Here is a 15,483-nt window from a genome sequence, read left to right as displayed (position 1 = left end):
GCAGTTCGACCCGGTGGGCAAGGCCAGCTTCACGTCCTCCTGCGACATCGCCAAGAGCGTGCTGGCCAACGCCGGGGTTTCCTACATCAACGAGGCCGGACAGCCGGGGCAGCTAGCCATTGTGCGCGTCGGGATGGCCACCATTCCCTCGCTCGACGCGCGCGACGCGCCCAAGGACGTCGCCAAGGCGATCAAGGCGACGGTCGAGGGCCATATTAAAGAGGGCCTGACACGCGCCGGCTATCCGGCAAAGGCCGATCCAAAGCGGATGAACCTGCCGGGCGCCTTCGGGGTGCTGATGATTTTCGTGGTGGCGTCTACGGCGCTGTTCGGGCCGATCGCGGCCTTCCTGGTGGAGCTGTTCCCGACGCGGATCCGCTACACGGCGCTCTCGTTGCCCTACCATATCGGCACCGGCTGGGTGGGCGGCTTCGTGCCCTTCACCGCCTTCGCCATCGTCGCGTCGGTGGGCAATATCTATTCCGGGCTCTGGTACCCGTTCGTGTTCACGGCGATCGCGTGCGCGACCTGCCTGTTCCTGGTGCCGGAGACGGTCGGGCGGCCGCTGGACGTCTAGCGGGCGACCAGCCGCAAGGCCTCCGCAACCGCGGGCCGCCGCAGGCCGGCCAGGGCTGCCGACAGGCGGGCTTTGCCGTAGGTCGCGCGGTCTTCCCAGGCCTGCAGACTGAAGACGCCGGCGCCCAAGCCCTCGCGAAGCGAAGCGAGACTGGGGCCGGCCAGAGTGCGGTCGGCCAGCACGACGCTGGGCTGCTCCGACGCGACCGCGTTGAGAAACATCACCCCGTAGAAGAGGTGATTGACCTGGCGCATCAGTTCGAAGCGGGCCCGTTCCTGCGGCCCAGGCGGCGCCCCGAAGTAGGTGGCGAGAAGAGCCTCTTCAGCCTCGGCGTCTCGCGCGAACCAGTTGGCGACACCGGCCAGGTCCACATACCGGTCCGCGAGGAAAGCCGACTCCCAGTCGATCAACCAGAGCCGGGCGCCATCGCATAGGACGTTGCCGGGATTGAGGTCGTTGTGGCTGGAAACCCAGTCGCCGGGCGCCGTGCGATAGCCCGCCCGCAACGCCGTGTAGCGCTCGTACAGTTCTGCGGTCGCCGCCGGCTCCAGAAGCTCGCGCTGCCGGAACAGGTCAAGCAGGGCGTCCATGCCGTCCAGAAAGTCGACCAACGGCGGAAAGGCCTTGGTCTGATGCAGCAGGCGCACCGCCCGAGCCAGTTCGACGATGAGCGCGTGGCCACCCTCCGGATAGTCGAGGGCCGGCGACCGAGGCGCGATGAAGTCCATGATCACCACGCCCTCGTCCGGGTCGGCGTACCGTACGCCCGGCGCCAGGAAGGCCTGGGCGGCGATGCGCATGCAGCCATAGCCGCGGATCGGATCACGGAAGGCGTCGCGCGCCCTTTCGATCCGCAGCACATAGGCGATCCCGCCCACCCGGATACGCCAAAGCGCGGCCCCCGAAAGGCCGCCCGACATCGGAACGGCGCCATCGAGCTCGGTCGTGCCGAAGGCTGCCTTGAGGGCGCGCTCGACCGCGGGACGGTCGGTTTCTGGAATAGGGGACAAGGCGCGGCTCCAACGAGCGCCGCTTTTTACCCGGATTAAATTCCGAGTCAATAACATCCGGGTATATATGGCGAGGGGCGTCAGCCCGCGATAGGCAGGACCTCGGTGTCGACGCCGGCGGCCGCCAGCGCAGTCTGCTCGCTTCGCCAGGCCGGGCCGGTCACCAGGCGCGCCACCCGCAGGCCCTGGGCCGTCAGTTCCGCCAGGCGCGCCGCCGTCTGGGGCCCCGGGCGTTCAGCGTCCCGGCGGGCCAGCGCCAGGATGTCCGGATGCGCGGCCTCGTCGCAGACCAGCACGTCGGCGGCGGCCAGGGCGCGGGCGGCCTTCAGGGTCAAGAGGTCGGCTGGCCCCCGCGCGTCGATGAACTGCACCATGCCGGCGCCCGGCTCGTCCCGCGCCAGGGCCTCCCGGAGCAGGGTCGCGGCGAGCGCCTTGTCGCCGCGCAAGGCGGCCTCAGCCGCCGGGCCGGTCAGCGCCGCGCGCAGGAAGGCGCGCCGGCGATGGGGCTCCGGCAGGGCGCGGCGCACCTCGTCCTGCATCCCGGCGAACAGCGCCGCCACGTGACCCGCGCCGGGCGGCACACGGGCCTCGATATCGTGGCGCAGCAGGGTCGCCAGCATCGGCGAGGCGCCCCCGGTGCCGATGGCCGCAACCACCTCACCGCGGTCGATCAGCGCCGGCGTGGTGAAGTCGCAGAGCGCCGGGCGGTCGACGACGTTGACCGGCACATGCGCCGCCCGGGCCGCTCCGGCGGCGGCCGCAGCGAAGGCGTCGTCGTCGGTGGCGATGAAGGCCAGCGCGGCGCCGGCGTAGGCGTCGGGCTTCAGCGCCGCCTCACCCTCCAGTCGCCGGATGATCGCCGGGGAGCCCGCGAACAGCCGGAGCTTGGCCTCGGCCGCCTCGCCGGTCCCGGCTACGACGACGGTCTTGCCGGACAGCGGATAGAAGGCGGGGAAGGCGTCCATGGGCGGTCGATAGATAGCCGACGTCGGCCGCACAAGCCACGGCGAGCGCATTTACCCTGCGGTCTGAACATTGTTAGGATGTATGGCGGACCCGCCCGGAAGGACCCCCTCATGACTGCGACGCTGAACGTGAACGGCAAGACCGTTACGGTGGAGGCGACGCCGGAGACGCCGCTCTTGTGGGTGCTGCGCGATGAGCTGGGCCTGACCGGAACCAAGTATGGCTGCGGCATTGCCCAGTGCGGCGCCTGCACGGTGCTGGCGGACGGCCAGCCTATTCGGTCCTGTTCGACACCCATCGCGGCGCTGGCCACGGCCAAGATCACAACCGTCGAGAGCCTGGGCGGGAACCACCCCCTGCAGGTCGCGTGGGTGAAGAACGACGTGCCGCAGTGCGGCTATTGCCAGTCCGGCCAGCTGATGAGCGCTTCGGCGCTGCTGGCCACCAAGCCCAAGCCCACGGACGCCGAGATCGACGCGGCGATGAACGGCAACATCTGCCGCTGCGGCACCTACCAGCGCATCCACGCCGCCATCAAGGAAGCCTCCGGTCAGCCGGCCTCGCAGCCCATCGCGGCCAAGGCCTGAGAGAGATCGCCATGAACCAGCTTCTCAAGGGCCTGAAGACCGTCGAACCTGTCCCGACGCGGCGCCAGGCGCTGGGAATCGGCGCGACCCTGGCCGGCGGCGTCCTGCTGATCGGCTGCTCGCCCCAGAATATCGGCAAGATCATGAGCGTCGGCGCGCCGCACGACTTCGGCGCCTTCGGCCCGTTCATCAAGATCGCCGCCGACGGGACCGTGACCGTGGTCTCCAAGCACATCGAGTTCGGCCAGGGCAACCACGCCGGCCTGGCCGCCATCGCCGCCGAGGAGATGGACGCGGACTGGGACAAGGTGAAGGTCGAGCAGTCGCCGGCCAACGCCTCGGTCTACGCCAACACCAGCTTCGGCATGCAGGGCACCGGCGGCTCCTCGGCGATCTCCAACAGCTGGATGCAACTGCGCAACGCCGGCGCGGCCGCCCGGGCCATGTTCGTTCAGGCCGCGGCGACCACCTGGAGCGTTCCGGCCGGCGAGGTCTCGGTAAAGGACGGCGTCGTCAGCCACGCGGCCGGCGGCAAGCAGGCCCACTTCGGCGAACTGCTGGACGCGGCGGCCAAGGTCGCGCCGCCCCAGAAGCCGGCGCTGAAGGACCCCAAGGCCTTCACCCTGATCGGCACGGACCGCGTCCGGCGCAAGGACTCCGCGGCCAAGGCCAGCGGGACCGCGCGCTTCACCCAGGACGTCCACCTGCCGAACATGCTGACCGCCATGGTGGCGCACGCCCCGAAGTTCGGAGCCAAGGTCGCCAGCTTCGACGCGACCGCGACGAAGAAGGTCCCTGGCGTGGTGGATGTCTTCCAGATCCCCACCGGCGTGGCCGTGGTCGCCAAGACCACCTACGCCGCGCGCCAGGGCCGCGACGCCCTGGTGGTGACCTGGGATGAGACCAAGGCCGAAAAGCGCAGTTCCGACCAGCTCCGCTCCGAGTGGACCACCCTGGCCACCAAGCCTCTGCCGACCGGGGCAAGCCTGAAGTGGTACCCGTTCGAGACCCGCGGCGATGTCGCCCAGGCCGCCTCGTCGCCCGCCGCCGTGGAGGTCAGCTACGACTTCCCGTTCCTGGCGCACGCCGCCATGGAGCCGATGAACTGCGTGGCCATCGTCGATGGCCATCACGCCAAGCTGATCCACGGCTCGCAGATCCCGACCCTGGACCAGCTCAACACCGCCAAGATCGTCGGCGCACTCCCCGGCTCGGTCGAGATCGAGACCCTATTCGCCGGCGGCAGCTTCGGGCGGCGCGCCAACTTCCAGTCCGACTACGTGGCCGAGTGCGTCCACATCGCCAAGCAGGTGGGCAAGGGCCGGCCGGTGAAGCTGGTCTGGACCCGCGAGGACGACATGGCGGCCGGTTACTATCGCCCGATGGTCCACCACGCGGTCCGGGTCAGCGTCGACAAGGACGGCTATCCGGCGACTTGGCGCCACCGCGTGGTCGTCCAGTCGCTCAGCAAGGGCTCGCCGCTCGGCGACCACGGCCTGGACCCGTCCGCGGTCGAGGGCGCGAAGGATTCGCCCTACCTGAAAGCCACGCCGGTGGTCGACGGCCAGGCGATCCATCCCGACGCCGGCGTGCCTGTGCTCTGGTGGCGCTCGGTGGGGGCGACCCACAACGCCTTCGTCATGGAACACACCATCGACCAGCTGGCGAAGGCGGCGGGCAAGGACCCTGTCGATTATCGCCGTGCGCTCTACGCCAAGGCCGGAGCGGACCGCCACCTGGCGGTGCTGAACCTGGCCGCCGCCAAGGCCGGCTGGGGCAGCCCTGCGCCCGCCGGCTGGACCCGCGGCGTGGCCGTGCATGAGAGCTTCGGCTCGGTGGTGGCGCAGGTGGCGGAGGTCAAGCTGGAGAACGGCGAACCGCGCGTTGGCCGCGTGGTCACCGCCATCGACTGCGGCACGGCCATTTCGCCCGACCAGATCGCCGCCCAGATGGAGGGTGGGACCTGCTACGGCCTTTCGGCGGCGCTGTTCGGCCAGATCACCCTGAAGGACGGGGCGGTGCAGGAACGCAACTTCGACGCCTACCGGGTGCTACGCCACAACGAGACGCCGACCGTGGAGACCTACATCGTACCCTCCGGCGCGGCGCCCAGCGGGGTCGGCGAGCCCGGCACGCCGGTCATCGCCCCGGCGGTCGCCAACGCGCTGCTGGCCATGGGCCGGCCCGCCACAACCGGCCTGCCGTTCGTGAAGGCCTAGCGCGCGCCGTCACAAACCGGCTAGGTAAGGCTCAGTCTGAGCATATGGGGTCCATCAAGTGGACGACGCCGGTGCGAGCTTGCAGGCGCAGATGAGCGCCATGGGCCGAGCGGCTCACGAGGCCGCCGTGGCCCTGCGGCTGGCCGACGCCGCGACCCGCAGCCGCGCCATCGCCGCCATGGCCGACGCCATACGCGCCAGCGCCGCCGATATCCTTGCCGCCAACGCCCGCGACACAGCCGCCGCCAAGGCCTCCGGCATGGCGCCCGCCATGGTCGAACGCCTGCTGCTGGACGCCGCCCGCGTCGAGGCCATGGCCAAGGGCTGCGAGACCGTCGCCGCGATCCGCGATCCGCTGGGCGCCGAGCTGGACCGCTGGGACCGGCCCAACGGCCTGGATATCGCCCGGGTCCGCACCCCGATCGGCGTCATCGCCATCATCTACGAGAGCCGCCCCAACGTGACCGCCGACGCCGCAGCGCTCTGCATACGCTCCGGCAACGCGGCGATCCTGCGCGGTGGGTCTGAGTGCCTGGCGTCGAACCTCGCGATCCACGCCGCCGTGGCCCAGGGTCTGGAGGCCGCGGGCCTGCCCAAGGCCTGCGTGCAGATGGTGGCCACCGCCGACCGCGCCGCTGTGGGACTGATCCTCGGCGGACTGGACGGGGCGGTGAGCCTGATCATTCCCCGCGGCGGCAAGAGCCTGGTGGCCCGGGTTCAGGCCGAGGCCCGCGCGCCGGTGCTGGGCCATCTCGAAGGGATCAACCACGTCTTCCTGCACGCCAGCGCTGACCTGGATAAGGCGATCGCCATCGCGGTCAACGCAAAGATGCGCCGCGTCTCGGTCTGCGGCGCGGCGGAGACCCTGCTGGTCGACAGCGCCGACGCCCAGCGCCTGCTGCCGGCGGTCGCCGGCGCCCTGCGCACGGCCGGGTGCGAGCTGCGCGGCGACGCGCGCGCCCGCGCCCTGGTTCCCGACATGGGCGCCGCGACCGACGAGGACTGGTCGACCGAATATCTGGCCCCGATCATCTCCGTCGCGGTGGTCGACGGCGTCGAAGGCGCGGCGGCTCACATCGCCGCCCACGGCTCGGCCCACACTGACGCCATCGTCGCCGAAGACGGCGCGGCGGCCGAGCGGTTCGTGGCGCTGGTGGATTCCGCCATCGTCCTGGTCAACGCCTCGACCCAGTTCGCCGACGGCGCGGAGTTCGGCTTCGGCGCCGAGATCGGCATCGCCACCGACCGCCTGCATGCGCGGGGGCCCGTGGGCGCAGAGCAACTGACGACCTATAAATATGTGGTCCGCGGGACCGGCCAGACGCGTCCCTGACGGGGGACGCCCGGCCGCGCTCAGGCCCGGATTCCATCTGACGCCCGGAATGCGCGTGGGCCTCTACGGTGGCTCCTTCAACCCGGCGCACGAGGGCCACGCCCACGTGGCCGAGACCGCCAAGCGGCGGCTGAACCTTGACCGGGTGATCTGGCTGGTCTCACCGCAGAACCCTCTGAAGTCCCGCCACGAGACCGTCGACCTGGCCGAGCGCATGGCCGGCGCGGCGGCGCTGGCCAAGGGGCCCGGAATGATCGTCTCCGACGTCGAGACGAAGCTGGGCAGCGCCTACACCATCGACACCGTCCGCGCCCTGAAGCGCCGGTTCCCAGGCGTGAAGTTCGTCTGGATCATGGGGGCCGACAGCTTGGCCAGCTTCCACCGCTGGCGCGGCTGGGTGCAGATCATGCGCGAGGTGCCTGTGGCGGTGGTCTCGCGGCCGTGGATCTCGCTGAAGAGCCGGTTTTCGCCGGCGGCGCTGCGCTTCGCCCGCTATCGCCTGCCCTCCACGGCGGCGCTTCGGCTGCCTGACTCGAAGCCGCCGGCCTGGGCCTTCCTGTTCGGGCGGTTCAATTTCCAGAGCTCGACGGCGCTCAGATTACGCCAGGCCGCACTGGCCGCCCGACACAATCTGACAGCGGACAAAGCCGGAGCCATCGCGCGTGGCGGCTCGGGGGAACACCTGAAGCGGCTGAAGCCGTGATGGGCGGCTGACCGGGGCCCCTTGCCGTGCTAGGGTGGCTCTCGCGAGGCTTAAAGGAGTTACCCCGCTGACCCGTGAAGTTGCGCCCCGTGCGCAGGAAGGCGCCCCCTCTCCGAGAGGAACCGGGCCCTCCAAGACCCCCCAGGACCGCATTGCGGCGCTGGAGGAGATGATCCTGGCCCGCCTGGATGACGACAAGGCCCAGGACGTCGTGTTCATCGATCTCAAGGGAAAATCGGCGATCGCAGACGGCCTGGTGGTCGCCTCCGGGCGCTCGCACCGCCATGTCGGCGCCATGGCCGACCACCTGTTGCGCGCCCTGAAGGACGAGGGCTACGGCCGCGCCCGGGTCGAGGGCTTGCCCAGCTGCGACTGGGTGCTGATCGACACCGGCGACGTGATCATCCACCTGTTCCGGCCCGAGGTCCGCAGCTTCTACAACATCGAGAAGATCTGGGCGGTGGACAGCCCGCACCGCACCCAGGCGGCCGGACAGGTCGTCTAGACTTCCGCGACGCCCGATGGTGAGCTTCCCGAGCAGGGAGGCCGCCATGTCAGAACCTCTATCCCGCGAGATGCTGGACGCCTCGGCCGCCGACCTCGTGGCCGCGCTCGCCGCCCGCCGCGTGAGCGCGCTCGAGCTGGCCGACGCCGCCATCGCCCGCATCGAGGCTCGTGACGGGCCGATCAACGCCGTCGTGGTCCGCGACTTCGACCGAGCCCGCGAGGCCGCCCGCGCCGCCGACGCCGCCCTGGCCCGCGGCGAGCGCCGCCCGCTGCTGGGCCTGCCCATGACGGTGAAGGAAAGCCACCACGTTGCCGGCCTACCGACCACCTGGGGGTTCGAGCCGTTCAAGGGTTTCGTCGCGCCGACCGATTCCGTGGGCGTCAGCCGGCTGAAGGCCGCCGGGGCGGTGATCCTCGGCAAGACCAACGTCCCGCCGTGGCTGGCCGACTACCAGAGCAACAATCCGATCTACGGCCGCACCCGCAATCCCTGGGACCTGACGCGAACGCCCGGTGGGTCGTCCGGCGGATCGGCGGCGGCTTTGGCGGCCGGCATGGTCCCGCTGGAGTTCGGCTCGGACATCGGCGGCTCGATCCGCATGCCGGCGCACTTCTGCGGCGTCTATGGCCACAAACCGAGCTACAATCTCGTGCCCACGCGCGGGAACGCGCCGCCCTACGTCCCCGACGGCGCAGGCGTGGTGCTGGTGGTGGTGGGGCCGCTCGCCCGCACCGCCGCCGACCTGGGCCTGGCGCTCGACGTCCTGGCCGGACCCGACGAAGGCGAGGCCGTGGGGTACCGCCTGGCGCTGCCGCCGCCGCGCCACGCAAAGCTCGCAGCCTATCGTGTCCTCCTGATCGCCGACCACCCGCTGACGCCGCTCGACGACGAGATCCGCGCCGGACTCGAAGACCTGGCGGGGCGGCTGGAAGGCCTCGGGGTCAAGGTGGCCCGCACCAGCGAACTGCTGCCCGACCTTGCCCAGGCGCGGGGGACCTACATGGGCCTCTTGATACCGGCCGTGAGCCGCGGCCAGCCGGGCGCTCAGACCATCTCGGCGCACGAATGGATGGCCCTGCTGGACGCCCAGGCGCAGAACCGCCGCCAATGGGCCCGGCTGTTCGAGGACTTCGACGTGGTGCTGACGCCCGTCCATGGAACGCCCGCCTTCCCGCACGATGACGAGCCGGACATGAACAAGCGCACCCTGACGATCAACGGGGTCGAGACGGCCTACTTCGCCCCGGCCGCCTGGGCGAGCCTGGCGACGCTTGGCAATCTGCCGTCAACGGCGATCCCGGTCGGCCAGACCCGCTCTGGCCTTCCCTTCGGCGCCCAGGTCATCGGACCCTATCTGGAGGACCGCACGACCATCGGCTTCGCAGGCCTGATCGAGCGGGAGTTCGGAGGCTTCCGGCCGCCGCCGGGGTACTAAAGCTTACGCGCGCGGAAGCAACCTTATCCGTTTGAATCCGTTAGGGTTGCATGCCCAGGATCATCATCGACTGCCCGACCACCGGCGCGCAGGTCCCGACGGGACACCGAACGCAGGACTTCGCCCTCTCGGCGGTCGTCGAGCCGCGGTCGTTCCGTTGCCCGGTCTGCCACGAAGTGCACGCATGGAAGGGCGAGGACGCGCGGATCGAGGGCGCGGAGCACGAGCGGGCGTCGCTCAGCGCGGCCTTGGACTCATCGCTTCCGAACTGATCGCCCAGGTCGGCGTTTCCTCAGTTCCGCTGAAGGGGATCGCGATCATGGCTACCCGTCCGACCTGGCAGGGCTACCTGCGGCTTTCCCTGGTGAGCTGCCCCGTGGCGCTCTACACGGCGACCTCGCGTGGCGGCGAGGTGCATTTCAACATGCTCTCCAAGGCGACCCACAACCGCATCCGGATGATCCCCACCGACCCTGAGACCGGGCCCGTGGAGCGGTCCGATATTGTCAAGGGCTACGAGATCGAGAAGGGCCGCTACGTGGTGGTCACCGGCGAGGAGCTCGAGAATGTCCGGCTGGAGACCACCAAGACGCTCGACATCGAACGCTTCGTCGACGACTCCGACATCGACCGGCTCTACTGGAACGACCCCTATTTCCTGGCCCCGGACGGCGACATGGCCGCCGAGGCCTTCGCGGTGATCCGCGAGGCGATGAAGAAGGCCGGCAAGGTGGCGCTGGGCCGCCTGGTCATGCACCAGCGCGAACGGCTGATGGCGCTGGAGCCGCACGACAAGGGCATCGTCGCCTACACCCTGCGCAACAAGACTGAGGTGCGCGCCGCCGACGCGATCTTCTCGCACATCAAGGCGGTGAAACCCCCGGCCCAGATGATCGAGATCGCCGCCAAGATCATCGAGCAGCTGGAAGGCCCCTTCGACCCCAGCCAGTTCAACGACCGCTACGAGGACGCGCTGCGGGCGCTGATCAAGGAAAAGCAGAAGGGCCATACGGTGGAGGCGCCGGAAGAGCCGAGGGAGGCCGAGGTCATCGACCTGATGGAGGCGCTGAAGCGCAGCCTCGGCCAGTCCGGCGGCGAACGGCGCAAGCCCGCCCCGCAGACGGCGAAGAAGGCCCTCACGCACCGCAAGGCGCCAGCCAAGAAGCGGGCCTAGGCGGCGTCCAGGCCGCTCGCTAGGCTGTGGCTGTGGCTACGGCTGCGGCTAAGGAGCGCGTCATGGCGGCCTATGTGATCAACGAGATCTGGGTGAACGATCCGGCGACCTTCCAGACCTATGTCGTGCAGGTGCCCCCGACGCTCGAGCCCTTCGGCGGCCGCTATCTGGTGCGCAGCGGCGCCACCGAGACCGTCGAAGGCGAGCCGCCAGGCCGCATCGTGATCCTGGAGTTTCCCGACCGCGCCGCCGCCCTCGCTTGGCGCTCGTCTCCCGCCTACTGCGCCATCCTGCCGATCCGCGACGCCAGCTCGACGTCGCGGGTCTATGTGGTGGAGGGCTACGCCGGCTGACGCCTACTTCGGCGAGGTCGGCGACGCGCCCGCGCCGGCCGCCACATTGGCTTCTTGCCAGTCGAGTTGGGCCTTCAGGAAATGTTCGTGGGGCTGAGGGCCGTCGGCGCTGAACTCCATGTAGGTCTCGTTGTGCGCGAACTTCGGCCAGGCTGGGCCGCCGGCCGAGTCGGGATTGCCGGACTTGATGAAGGCCGCCCAGTAGGCATTGACCGCCTTGGCCAGCGGCAGGTCCACGTCGGCGAACTGCTGCTTGGGCCCGGCGAAGGCGAACTTGATCTCCGCGGTGTGCGGCGCGCCGAACGGCAGCTGCGCCTTCGCGCCCGGCGACACATAGGAGAAGTAGTACGCATAGACCGGCTGGCCGGTCTTGGACTGGATGCGGCTGATCGCACGGTCTGGCTCGGTGATGTACTGGCGGGTGGCCATGTCGTTGGCCATCTGGGCTTTGTTGCCGGTCCCCTTGGGATCGAAGGCGGCCATGGCGGCGGCCTTGCGGTCGGCGGGAAGCGCGTCGACGGCGGCGGCCTGCGGCCGGAAAAGGCTGGCCTCGTTGGAGTTGCCGCCGATCAGCAGCGGGATCTTGGCCTGCTTGCCGGCGGCGAAGCCCTCGTAGATGCCGCTCTGCACATAGCGGCCATCGAGGATCGGGCCGGCGCGGGAGGTGAACGGACCCGAATAGGGCATGGCGCTAAGCGGCAGCTTGCGCAGCGCCGCGGCGGCGGTCGCGTCCTCGCCGGTGACGCCGGCCGTGGCGGCGGCTTTCAGCCCCTGGCCTTGCGCGTCCGCCATCGAGGTCGGCTCCAACCGGCCGAAGCTCGACTCGCCGATCGCCTTCTGGAAGGTCCCGCGCGCGTCGGGCGCCAGCATCAGCTCGAGCACCGAAATGCCGCCGGCGCTCTCGCCGCCGATGGTGACGTTGTTCGGGTCGCCGCCGAAGTTGGCGATGTTGGCCTTCACCCACTTGAGCGCGGCGATCTGGTCCATGTAGCCATAGTTGCCGCAGGGCCCTTCCTTGCAGAGCGCCGGGTGGGCGAACCAGCCGGCGCGGCCCAGGCGGTAGCTCACCGAAACGGTGATGATGCCGTCCTTGGCGAACTGGATGCCGTCGGTCTGGGCTCCGAAGGCGCCGACCGCCGAGCCGATGGTGAAGCCGCCGCCATGGATCCAGACGTAGACCGGCAGCTTCTGGCCGGGCTTCGCGCCCGCGGGGCGCGTGACGTTCGCGAACAGGCAATCCTCAGTGTACTCGCCCTTCTGCGTCGGCTGGCAGGAGGCGCCGGCCTTGGTCGCGTCGCGCTCGCCCGTCCAGACGGGGCCGGCGGCCGGCGGCTTCCAGCGCAGGTCGCCCACCGGCGGGGCGGCGTAGGGGATGGCCCAGAACTCTTCGACGCCTTCGACGACCGCGCCTTTCAGAGCGCCCTGCTTGATCTTGGCGGTCGGCGCGTCCTGCGCGGCGGCGGCCAGCGGCAGGCCGAGCGCGCCGAGGGCGAGCGCGGCGGCGGCGAAGTGGCGGCGAGCGATCATCCGGAATTCCCCCCTATATGATTTCTCCGATCTCTAGAGCGCGGCTGTTTCGGGATTGTGTCCGCGCGCCCCGGCGGCAGGCAAGGAAAAGGCGGCCGCGCTTGGGGGAAGCGCGGCCGCCCGTGGCGCCGTCTTGGGGTCGGCGCCCTTGCTGGTCGGCTGATCCGGTCCAAACCAGCCGACAAGACCGCTAGGCGGCGAGCTGCTCGCCGGGCGGGATCACAGCGTCGAGTGAGAGCAGGGTGACGATGCCGTCGTTCGTGGTGATCACGCCGCGCACGAACTCGTGGACGCGGGGCGCGCCCACGTCCGGCGCCGGCTGCAGCATGCTCTCGCCAAGGGTGAGGATGTCGCAGACCGCATCGACCATCAGGCCCACGAGCCGGTCGCCGATCTCGGTGACGATGACCACCGAGGCGGTGTTGGGCTCGCTTTGGCCCAACCCCAGTCGCGATGAGAAGTCGACCACCGGCAGGACGGAACCCCGCAGATTGATCATCCCCAGCACGTGGGCCGGCGATTGCGGCAGGCGGGTCGAAGCGCACCAGCCGCGGATCTCGCGCACCGACATGATGTCGATGGCGAAGCGCTGGCCGCTGATCTCGACAATAATCAGTTCGTGACCGGTTTGGACGTTGAGGTCGGCGGTCATGCTCAGAACTCCGACCAGGCGGCGGCCTTGATCGGGTCGGCGGTGATCATCTGGGCGACCCGGGTCTGGGCGGCATGCACCGGATGGCGCGGCGCGGGCGCGCTGCGGCCCCGGCCAGGCTGGGCGTGATCGGCGCCGAGCCGGAACTGGCCCATCAGGTCGGAGAGGTTGGTCGCCTCCTGCGACAGGGCGTGGCTGGCGGCGGTGGATTCCTCGACCATGGCGGCGTTCTGCTGGGTGACCTGGTCCATCTGGTTGACCGCGACATTGACCTGGGCGAGGCCCGTGGCCTGCTCCTGGGCGGCCGAGGCGATCTCCTCCACCAGGGTGTTGATGCGCCCGACCTCCTCGACGATCCGCTGCAGCGCCTGGCCGGTCTCGCCGACCAGCTTGACGCCCTGGCCGACCTTGGCCGTGGAGTCGGAGATCAAGGCCTTGATCTCCTTGGCCGCGTCCGCCGAGCGCTGGGCCAGAGCCCGCACCTCGGAGGCGACGACCGCAAAGCCCTTGCCGGCGTCCCCGGCGCGGGCGGCTTCGACGCCGGCGTTCAGGGCGAGCAGGTTGGTCTGGAAGGCGATCTCGTCGATGACGCTGATGATCTGGCTGATCTGCTGAGCCGAGCCCTCGATCTCGCTCATGGCGGCCATGGCCTGGGCGACCACCTGGCCGCCGGTCTCTGCGCCGCCCTTGGCGGACACCACGACCTCGCGGGTCTCCTTGGCGCCCTCGGCGGTCTTGCGCACCGTGGCGGTTATCTGTTCGAGCGCCGCGGCGGTCTCCTCAAGCGAAGCCGCCTGTTGCTCGGTGCGCCGCGACAGGTCGTCGGAGGCGACGCTGATCTCCTGGCTGCCCGAATGGATGCCGCCGGCGTTGCCGACGATCACGCCCATGGTCTTTTCCAGCTTGGCCATGGAGCCGTTGAAATCTCCGCGCAGCTTTTCGTAGGCGGGCGCCAGGTCGTCGTTCACACGATAGGTCAGGTCGCCCGCGGCCAGCTTCTCCATGGCCTCGCCGAACACCGAGACGACCGAGGCCTGCTCGCGGGCGATGGCGGCCTCGCCGGCGGCGCGGCGTTCCACTTCGGCGCGTTCCTTGGCCTCGACGGCCTCGGCGTCGGCCTTGATCTTGGCGATCGCGTTGTTCTTGAAGACCTGCACGGCGCCGGCCATCTGGCCGAGCTCGTCGTGACGGTCCGCGCCGGGAATCTCGACGGCGTTGTCCCCGCTGGCCAGCTTGCGCATCGCCTCGGCGATCCGCAGCAGCGGCTTCGACACCTGGTTGACCACCACGTGGCCGGCGAAGGCCAGCATGGCCGCGGCGATGGCGGCGATGACGCCCATGATGATCAGCGACAGCTTGGCGGCCTTGGCGGCGGCCTCTCCGTCCTGTTGCGCAACGCGCATCTGCAGGTCGACGAGATCGCTGATCGCGCCGGTCACCGGGTCGATGGCGGCATACATGTTGTGGTCGTTGAAGTCGGCGAGGCTCGCCATGTCGCTGGTGTTGAGGATCGTCACCAGCCGGTCGGTCGCGGCGTCGGCCGCCGGCAGGCCGGCTTCGACCTTCTTCACGAGCTCCAGTTCGTCCGGCGTCATCTGGGTCTGGCGATAGGCGCTCCACTTGGCCTTGATGGTCTCGCGGGCCTGGGCGATCTGCTGCAGGGACTTGGCGGGCGTGTAGGAGCCGCCGCGGGCCTTGTGGGCGGCGTCGACGATGCTGTCGGAATAGCTGTCGCTGACCGCCTTCAGCTGCTGCATCGGCGCGACGCGGTCGGTGATGACCGACTGCAGGCGGGTGTTGCCGACCGTGGTCGAGACCCAGCCGCTGGCGCCGATCGCGAGCATGCCGACGCCAAGCGCGGCCAGCGAGCCGACGAGGCGCGCCTTGATGGTGAGGTTCATGGATTCCGTCCCTGGATTGGATCGGCGGTCAGCCGTCGCCGCGTGCTTAGCGCCGACGCCTTACCGTTCTCTAAATTCTGGGAAGGGGCGCACGCTTTTGGGAATCGGCGTCGGCCTGGCGAGCTATCGGGCCTTGAGCCTGCGGATGGCCGGCCCGAGCGGCTGTTCGGCGTCGCAGTAATCGGCCCAGGCCTTGGTCTTCATCAGCAGGGCGGGCGCGGTGCGGATCGTGAACGCCTTGGGATCGAGGCCGGGCTTCACCTGGCTCCAGGTGAGCGGGAAGCTGACCGTCGCGCCAGGGCGCGCGCGGGGCGACAGCGGCGCAACCGCCGTCGAGAGCCGGTCGTTGCGCAGATAGTCGAGGAAGATGCGGCCCACGCGCTTGGCCTTGGCCATGTTGACCACATAGCGGTCCGGCTGGTCGGCGGCGATCGCCAGGCAGACATCCTGGGCGAACTGTTTGGCGGTCGGCCAGTCAATCTTGCCCTTTCCATCCTTCAGAGGCGTGACCACGTGCAGGCCCTTGCCGCCGGTGGTC

15 protein-coding genes and 1 pseudogene are annotated in these 15,483 nt (G+C 69.9%); 10 read left to right on the top strand and 6 right to left on the bottom strand.

Annotated features, from left to right (window positions below; translation table 11 throughout):
- On the top strand, positions 1-577 hold a 577-nt coding region (locus E8A12_RS20795), incomplete at its 5' end, for an MFS transporter (protein WP_293372431.1).
- On the opposite strand, the gene E8A12_RS20790 is transcribed toward E8A12_RS20795, so the two are convergent.
- Together E8A12_RS20790 and E8A12_RS20785 are read right to left on the bottom strand one after the other, a co-directional pair.
- A complete protein-coding gene (locus E8A12_RS20790) occupies positions 574-1,587 on the bottom strand; it encodes a phosphotransferase (RefSeq protein ID WP_293372429.1) in 1,014 nt (337 codons plus the stop codon). The genes E8A12_RS20795 and E8A12_RS20790 overlap by 4 nt on opposite strands.
- An 80-nt stretch (positions 1,588-1,667) precedes the next feature.
- Positions 1,668-2,552 carry a bifunctional precorrin-2 dehydrogenase/sirohydrochlorin ferrochelatase gene (locus E8A12_RS20785; RefSeq protein ID WP_293372427.1) on the bottom strand — a complete coding sequence of 295 codons (885 nt, stop codon included), beginning with the start codon at positions 2,550-2,552 and terminating at the stop codon, positions 1,668-1,670.
- A gap of 111 nt (positions 2,553-2,663) precedes the next feature.
- Between E8A12_RS20785 and E8A12_RS20780 the strand changes: the two genes are divergently transcribed.
- The 9 genes from E8A12_RS20780 to E8A12_RS20740 all read left to right on the top strand — a co-directional run bounded on the left by E8A12_RS20780 (position 2,664) and on the right by E8A12_RS20740 (position 10,865).
- Positions 2,664-3,140 (top strand): (2Fe-2S)-binding protein, encoded by a 477-nt coding sequence (locus E8A12_RS20780; protein WP_293372425.1) that lies wholly within the window; start codon positions 2,664-2,666, stop codon positions 3,138-3,140.
- Positions 3,141-3,151: 11 nt separating this feature from the next.
- On the top strand, positions 3,152-5,359 hold the full coding sequence (locus tag E8A12_RS20775; protein WP_293372423.1) for a xanthine dehydrogenase family protein molybdopterin-binding subunit: 2,208 nt from the start codon (positions 3,152-3,154) through the stop codon (positions 5,357-5,359).
- A gap of 58 nt (positions 5,360-5,417) precedes the next feature.
- Positions 5,418-6,692: a glutamate-5-semialdehyde dehydrogenase gene (locus E8A12_RS20770; RefSeq protein ID WP_293372421.1), complete on the top strand. Its 1,275-nt coding sequence runs from the start codon at positions 5,418-5,420 to the stop codon at positions 6,690-6,692.
- A complete protein-coding gene (locus tag E8A12_RS20765; protein ID WP_293372419.1) occupies positions 6,658-7,395 on the top strand; it encodes a nicotinate-nucleotide adenylyltransferase in 738 nt (245 codons plus the stop codon). Before E8A12_RS20770 ends, E8A12_RS20765 begins: the two co-directional genes overlap by 35 nt.
- Before the next feature lie 34 nt (positions 7,396-7,429).
- Positions 7,430-7,900 (top strand): ribosome silencing factor, encoded by a 471-nt coding sequence (gene rsfS / locus E8A12_RS20760; RefSeq protein ID WP_293372417.1) that lies wholly within the window; start codon positions 7,430-7,432, stop codon positions 7,898-7,900.
- A 46-nt stretch (positions 7,901-7,946) separates the two neighbouring features.
- Positions 7,947-9,338 carry an amidase family protein gene (locus tag E8A12_RS20755; RefSeq protein WP_293372415.1) on the top strand — a complete coding sequence of 464 codons (1,392 nt, stop codon included), beginning with the start codon at positions 7,947-7,949 and terminating at the stop codon, positions 9,336-9,338.
- Between the two features lie 50 nt (positions 9,339-9,388).
- Positions 9,389-9,610 (top strand): hypothetical protein, encoded by a 222-nt coding sequence (locus E8A12_RS20750; RefSeq protein WP_293372413.1) that lies wholly within the window; start codon positions 9,389-9,391, stop codon positions 9,608-9,610.
- A gap of 47 nt (positions 9,611-9,657) precedes the next feature.
- Entirely contained in the window at positions 9,658-10,512 is an 855-nt protein-coding gene (locus E8A12_RS20745) for a Ku protein (RefSeq protein ID WP_293372411.1), read from the top strand.
- Between the two features lie 62 nt (positions 10,513-10,574).
- Positions 10,575-10,865, top strand: coding sequence for a DUF1330 domain-containing protein (locus tag E8A12_RS20740; RefSeq protein ID WP_293372409.1), 291 nt, complete (start codon positions 10,575-10,577; stop codon positions 10,863-10,865).
- 3 nt (positions 10,866-10,868) lie between these two features.
- Here the strand turns inward: E8A12_RS20740 and E8A12_RS20735 are convergent, their stop codons facing one another.
- The 4 genes and pseudogenes from E8A12_RS20735 to E8A12_RS20720 all read right to left on the bottom strand — a co-directional run.
- Positions 10,869-12,392: a carboxylesterase family protein gene (locus tag E8A12_RS20735; protein WP_293372407.1), complete on the bottom strand. Its 1,524-nt coding sequence runs from the start codon at positions 12,390-12,392 to the stop codon at positions 10,869-10,871.
- A gap of 190 nt (positions 12,393-12,582) precedes the next feature.
- The gene (locus E8A12_RS20730; protein WP_293372405.1) at positions 12,583-13,044 is read right to left on the bottom strand and encodes a chemotaxis protein CheW; all 462 of its coding nucleotides are present in this window, start codon (positions 13,042-13,044) and stop codon (positions 12,583-12,585) included.
- Positions 13,045-13,046: 2 nt separating this feature from the next.
- Positions 13,047-14,945 carry a methyl-accepting chemotaxis protein gene (locus E8A12_RS20725; RefSeq protein WP_293372403.1) on the bottom strand — a complete coding sequence of 633 codons (1,899 nt, stop codon included), beginning with the start codon at positions 14,943-14,945 and terminating at the stop codon, positions 13,047-13,049.
- A 123-nt stretch (positions 14,946-15,068) separates the two neighbouring features.
- Positions 15,069-15,483, bottom strand: a pseudogene (locus E8A12_RS20720) (ATP-dependent DNA ligase); the annotation flags it as partial.

This window comes from Phenylobacterium sp. (assembly GCF_004799395.1).
Taxonomy (GTDB): Bacteria; Pseudomonadota; Alphaproteobacteria; order Caulobacterales; family Caulobacteraceae; genus Phenylobacterium.
Note: the sequence above shows the minus strand (reverse complement) of the source record. Positions and strands in the feature narration are given on the sequence as shown.

Bases quoted from the DNA above. Each gene is read 5' to 3' on its own strand.
- E8A12_RS20785 (WP_293372427.1), bottom strand. From the start codon at position 2,552: ATGGACGCCTTCCCCGCCTTCTATCCGCTGTCCGGCAAGACCGTCGTC.
- E8A12_RS20780 (WP_293372425.1), top strand. From the start codon at position 2,664: ATGACTGCGACGCTGAACGTGAACGGCAAGACCGTTACGGTGGAGGCG.
- E8A12_RS20775 (WP_293372423.1), top strand. From the start codon at position 3,152: ATGAACCAGCTTCTCAAGGGCCTGAAGACCGTCGAACCTGTCCCGACG.
- E8A12_RS20765 (WP_293372419.1), top strand. From the start codon at position 6,658: ATGTGGTCCGCGGGACCGGCCAGACGCGTCCCTGACGGGGGACGCCCG.
- E8A12_RS20755 (WP_293372415.1), top strand. From the start codon at position 7,947: ATGTCAGAACCTCTATCCCGCGAGATGCTGGACGCCTCGGCCGCCGAC.
- E8A12_RS20750 (WP_293372413.1), top strand. From the start codon at position 9,389: ATGCCCAGGATCATCATCGACTGCCCGACCACCGGCGCGCAGGTCCCG.
- E8A12_RS20745 (WP_293372411.1), top strand. From the start codon at position 9,658: ATGGCTACCCGTCCGACCTGGCAGGGCTACCTGCGGCTTTCCCTGGTG.
- E8A12_RS20740 (WP_293372409.1), top strand. From the start codon at position 10,575: ATGGCGGCCTATGTGATCAACGAGATCTGGGTGAACGATCCGGCGACC.
- E8A12_RS20735 (WP_293372407.1), bottom strand. From the start codon at position 12,392: ATGATCGCTCGCCGCCACTTCGCCGCCGCCGCGCTCGCCCTCGGCGCG.
- E8A12_RS20730 (WP_293372405.1), bottom strand. From the start codon at position 13,044: ATGACCGCCGACCTCAACGTCCAAACCGGTCACGAACTGATTATTGTC.
- E8A12_RS20725 (WP_293372403.1), bottom strand. From the start codon at position 14,945: ATGAACCTCACCATCAAGGCGCGCCTCGTCGGCTCGCTGGCCGCGCTT.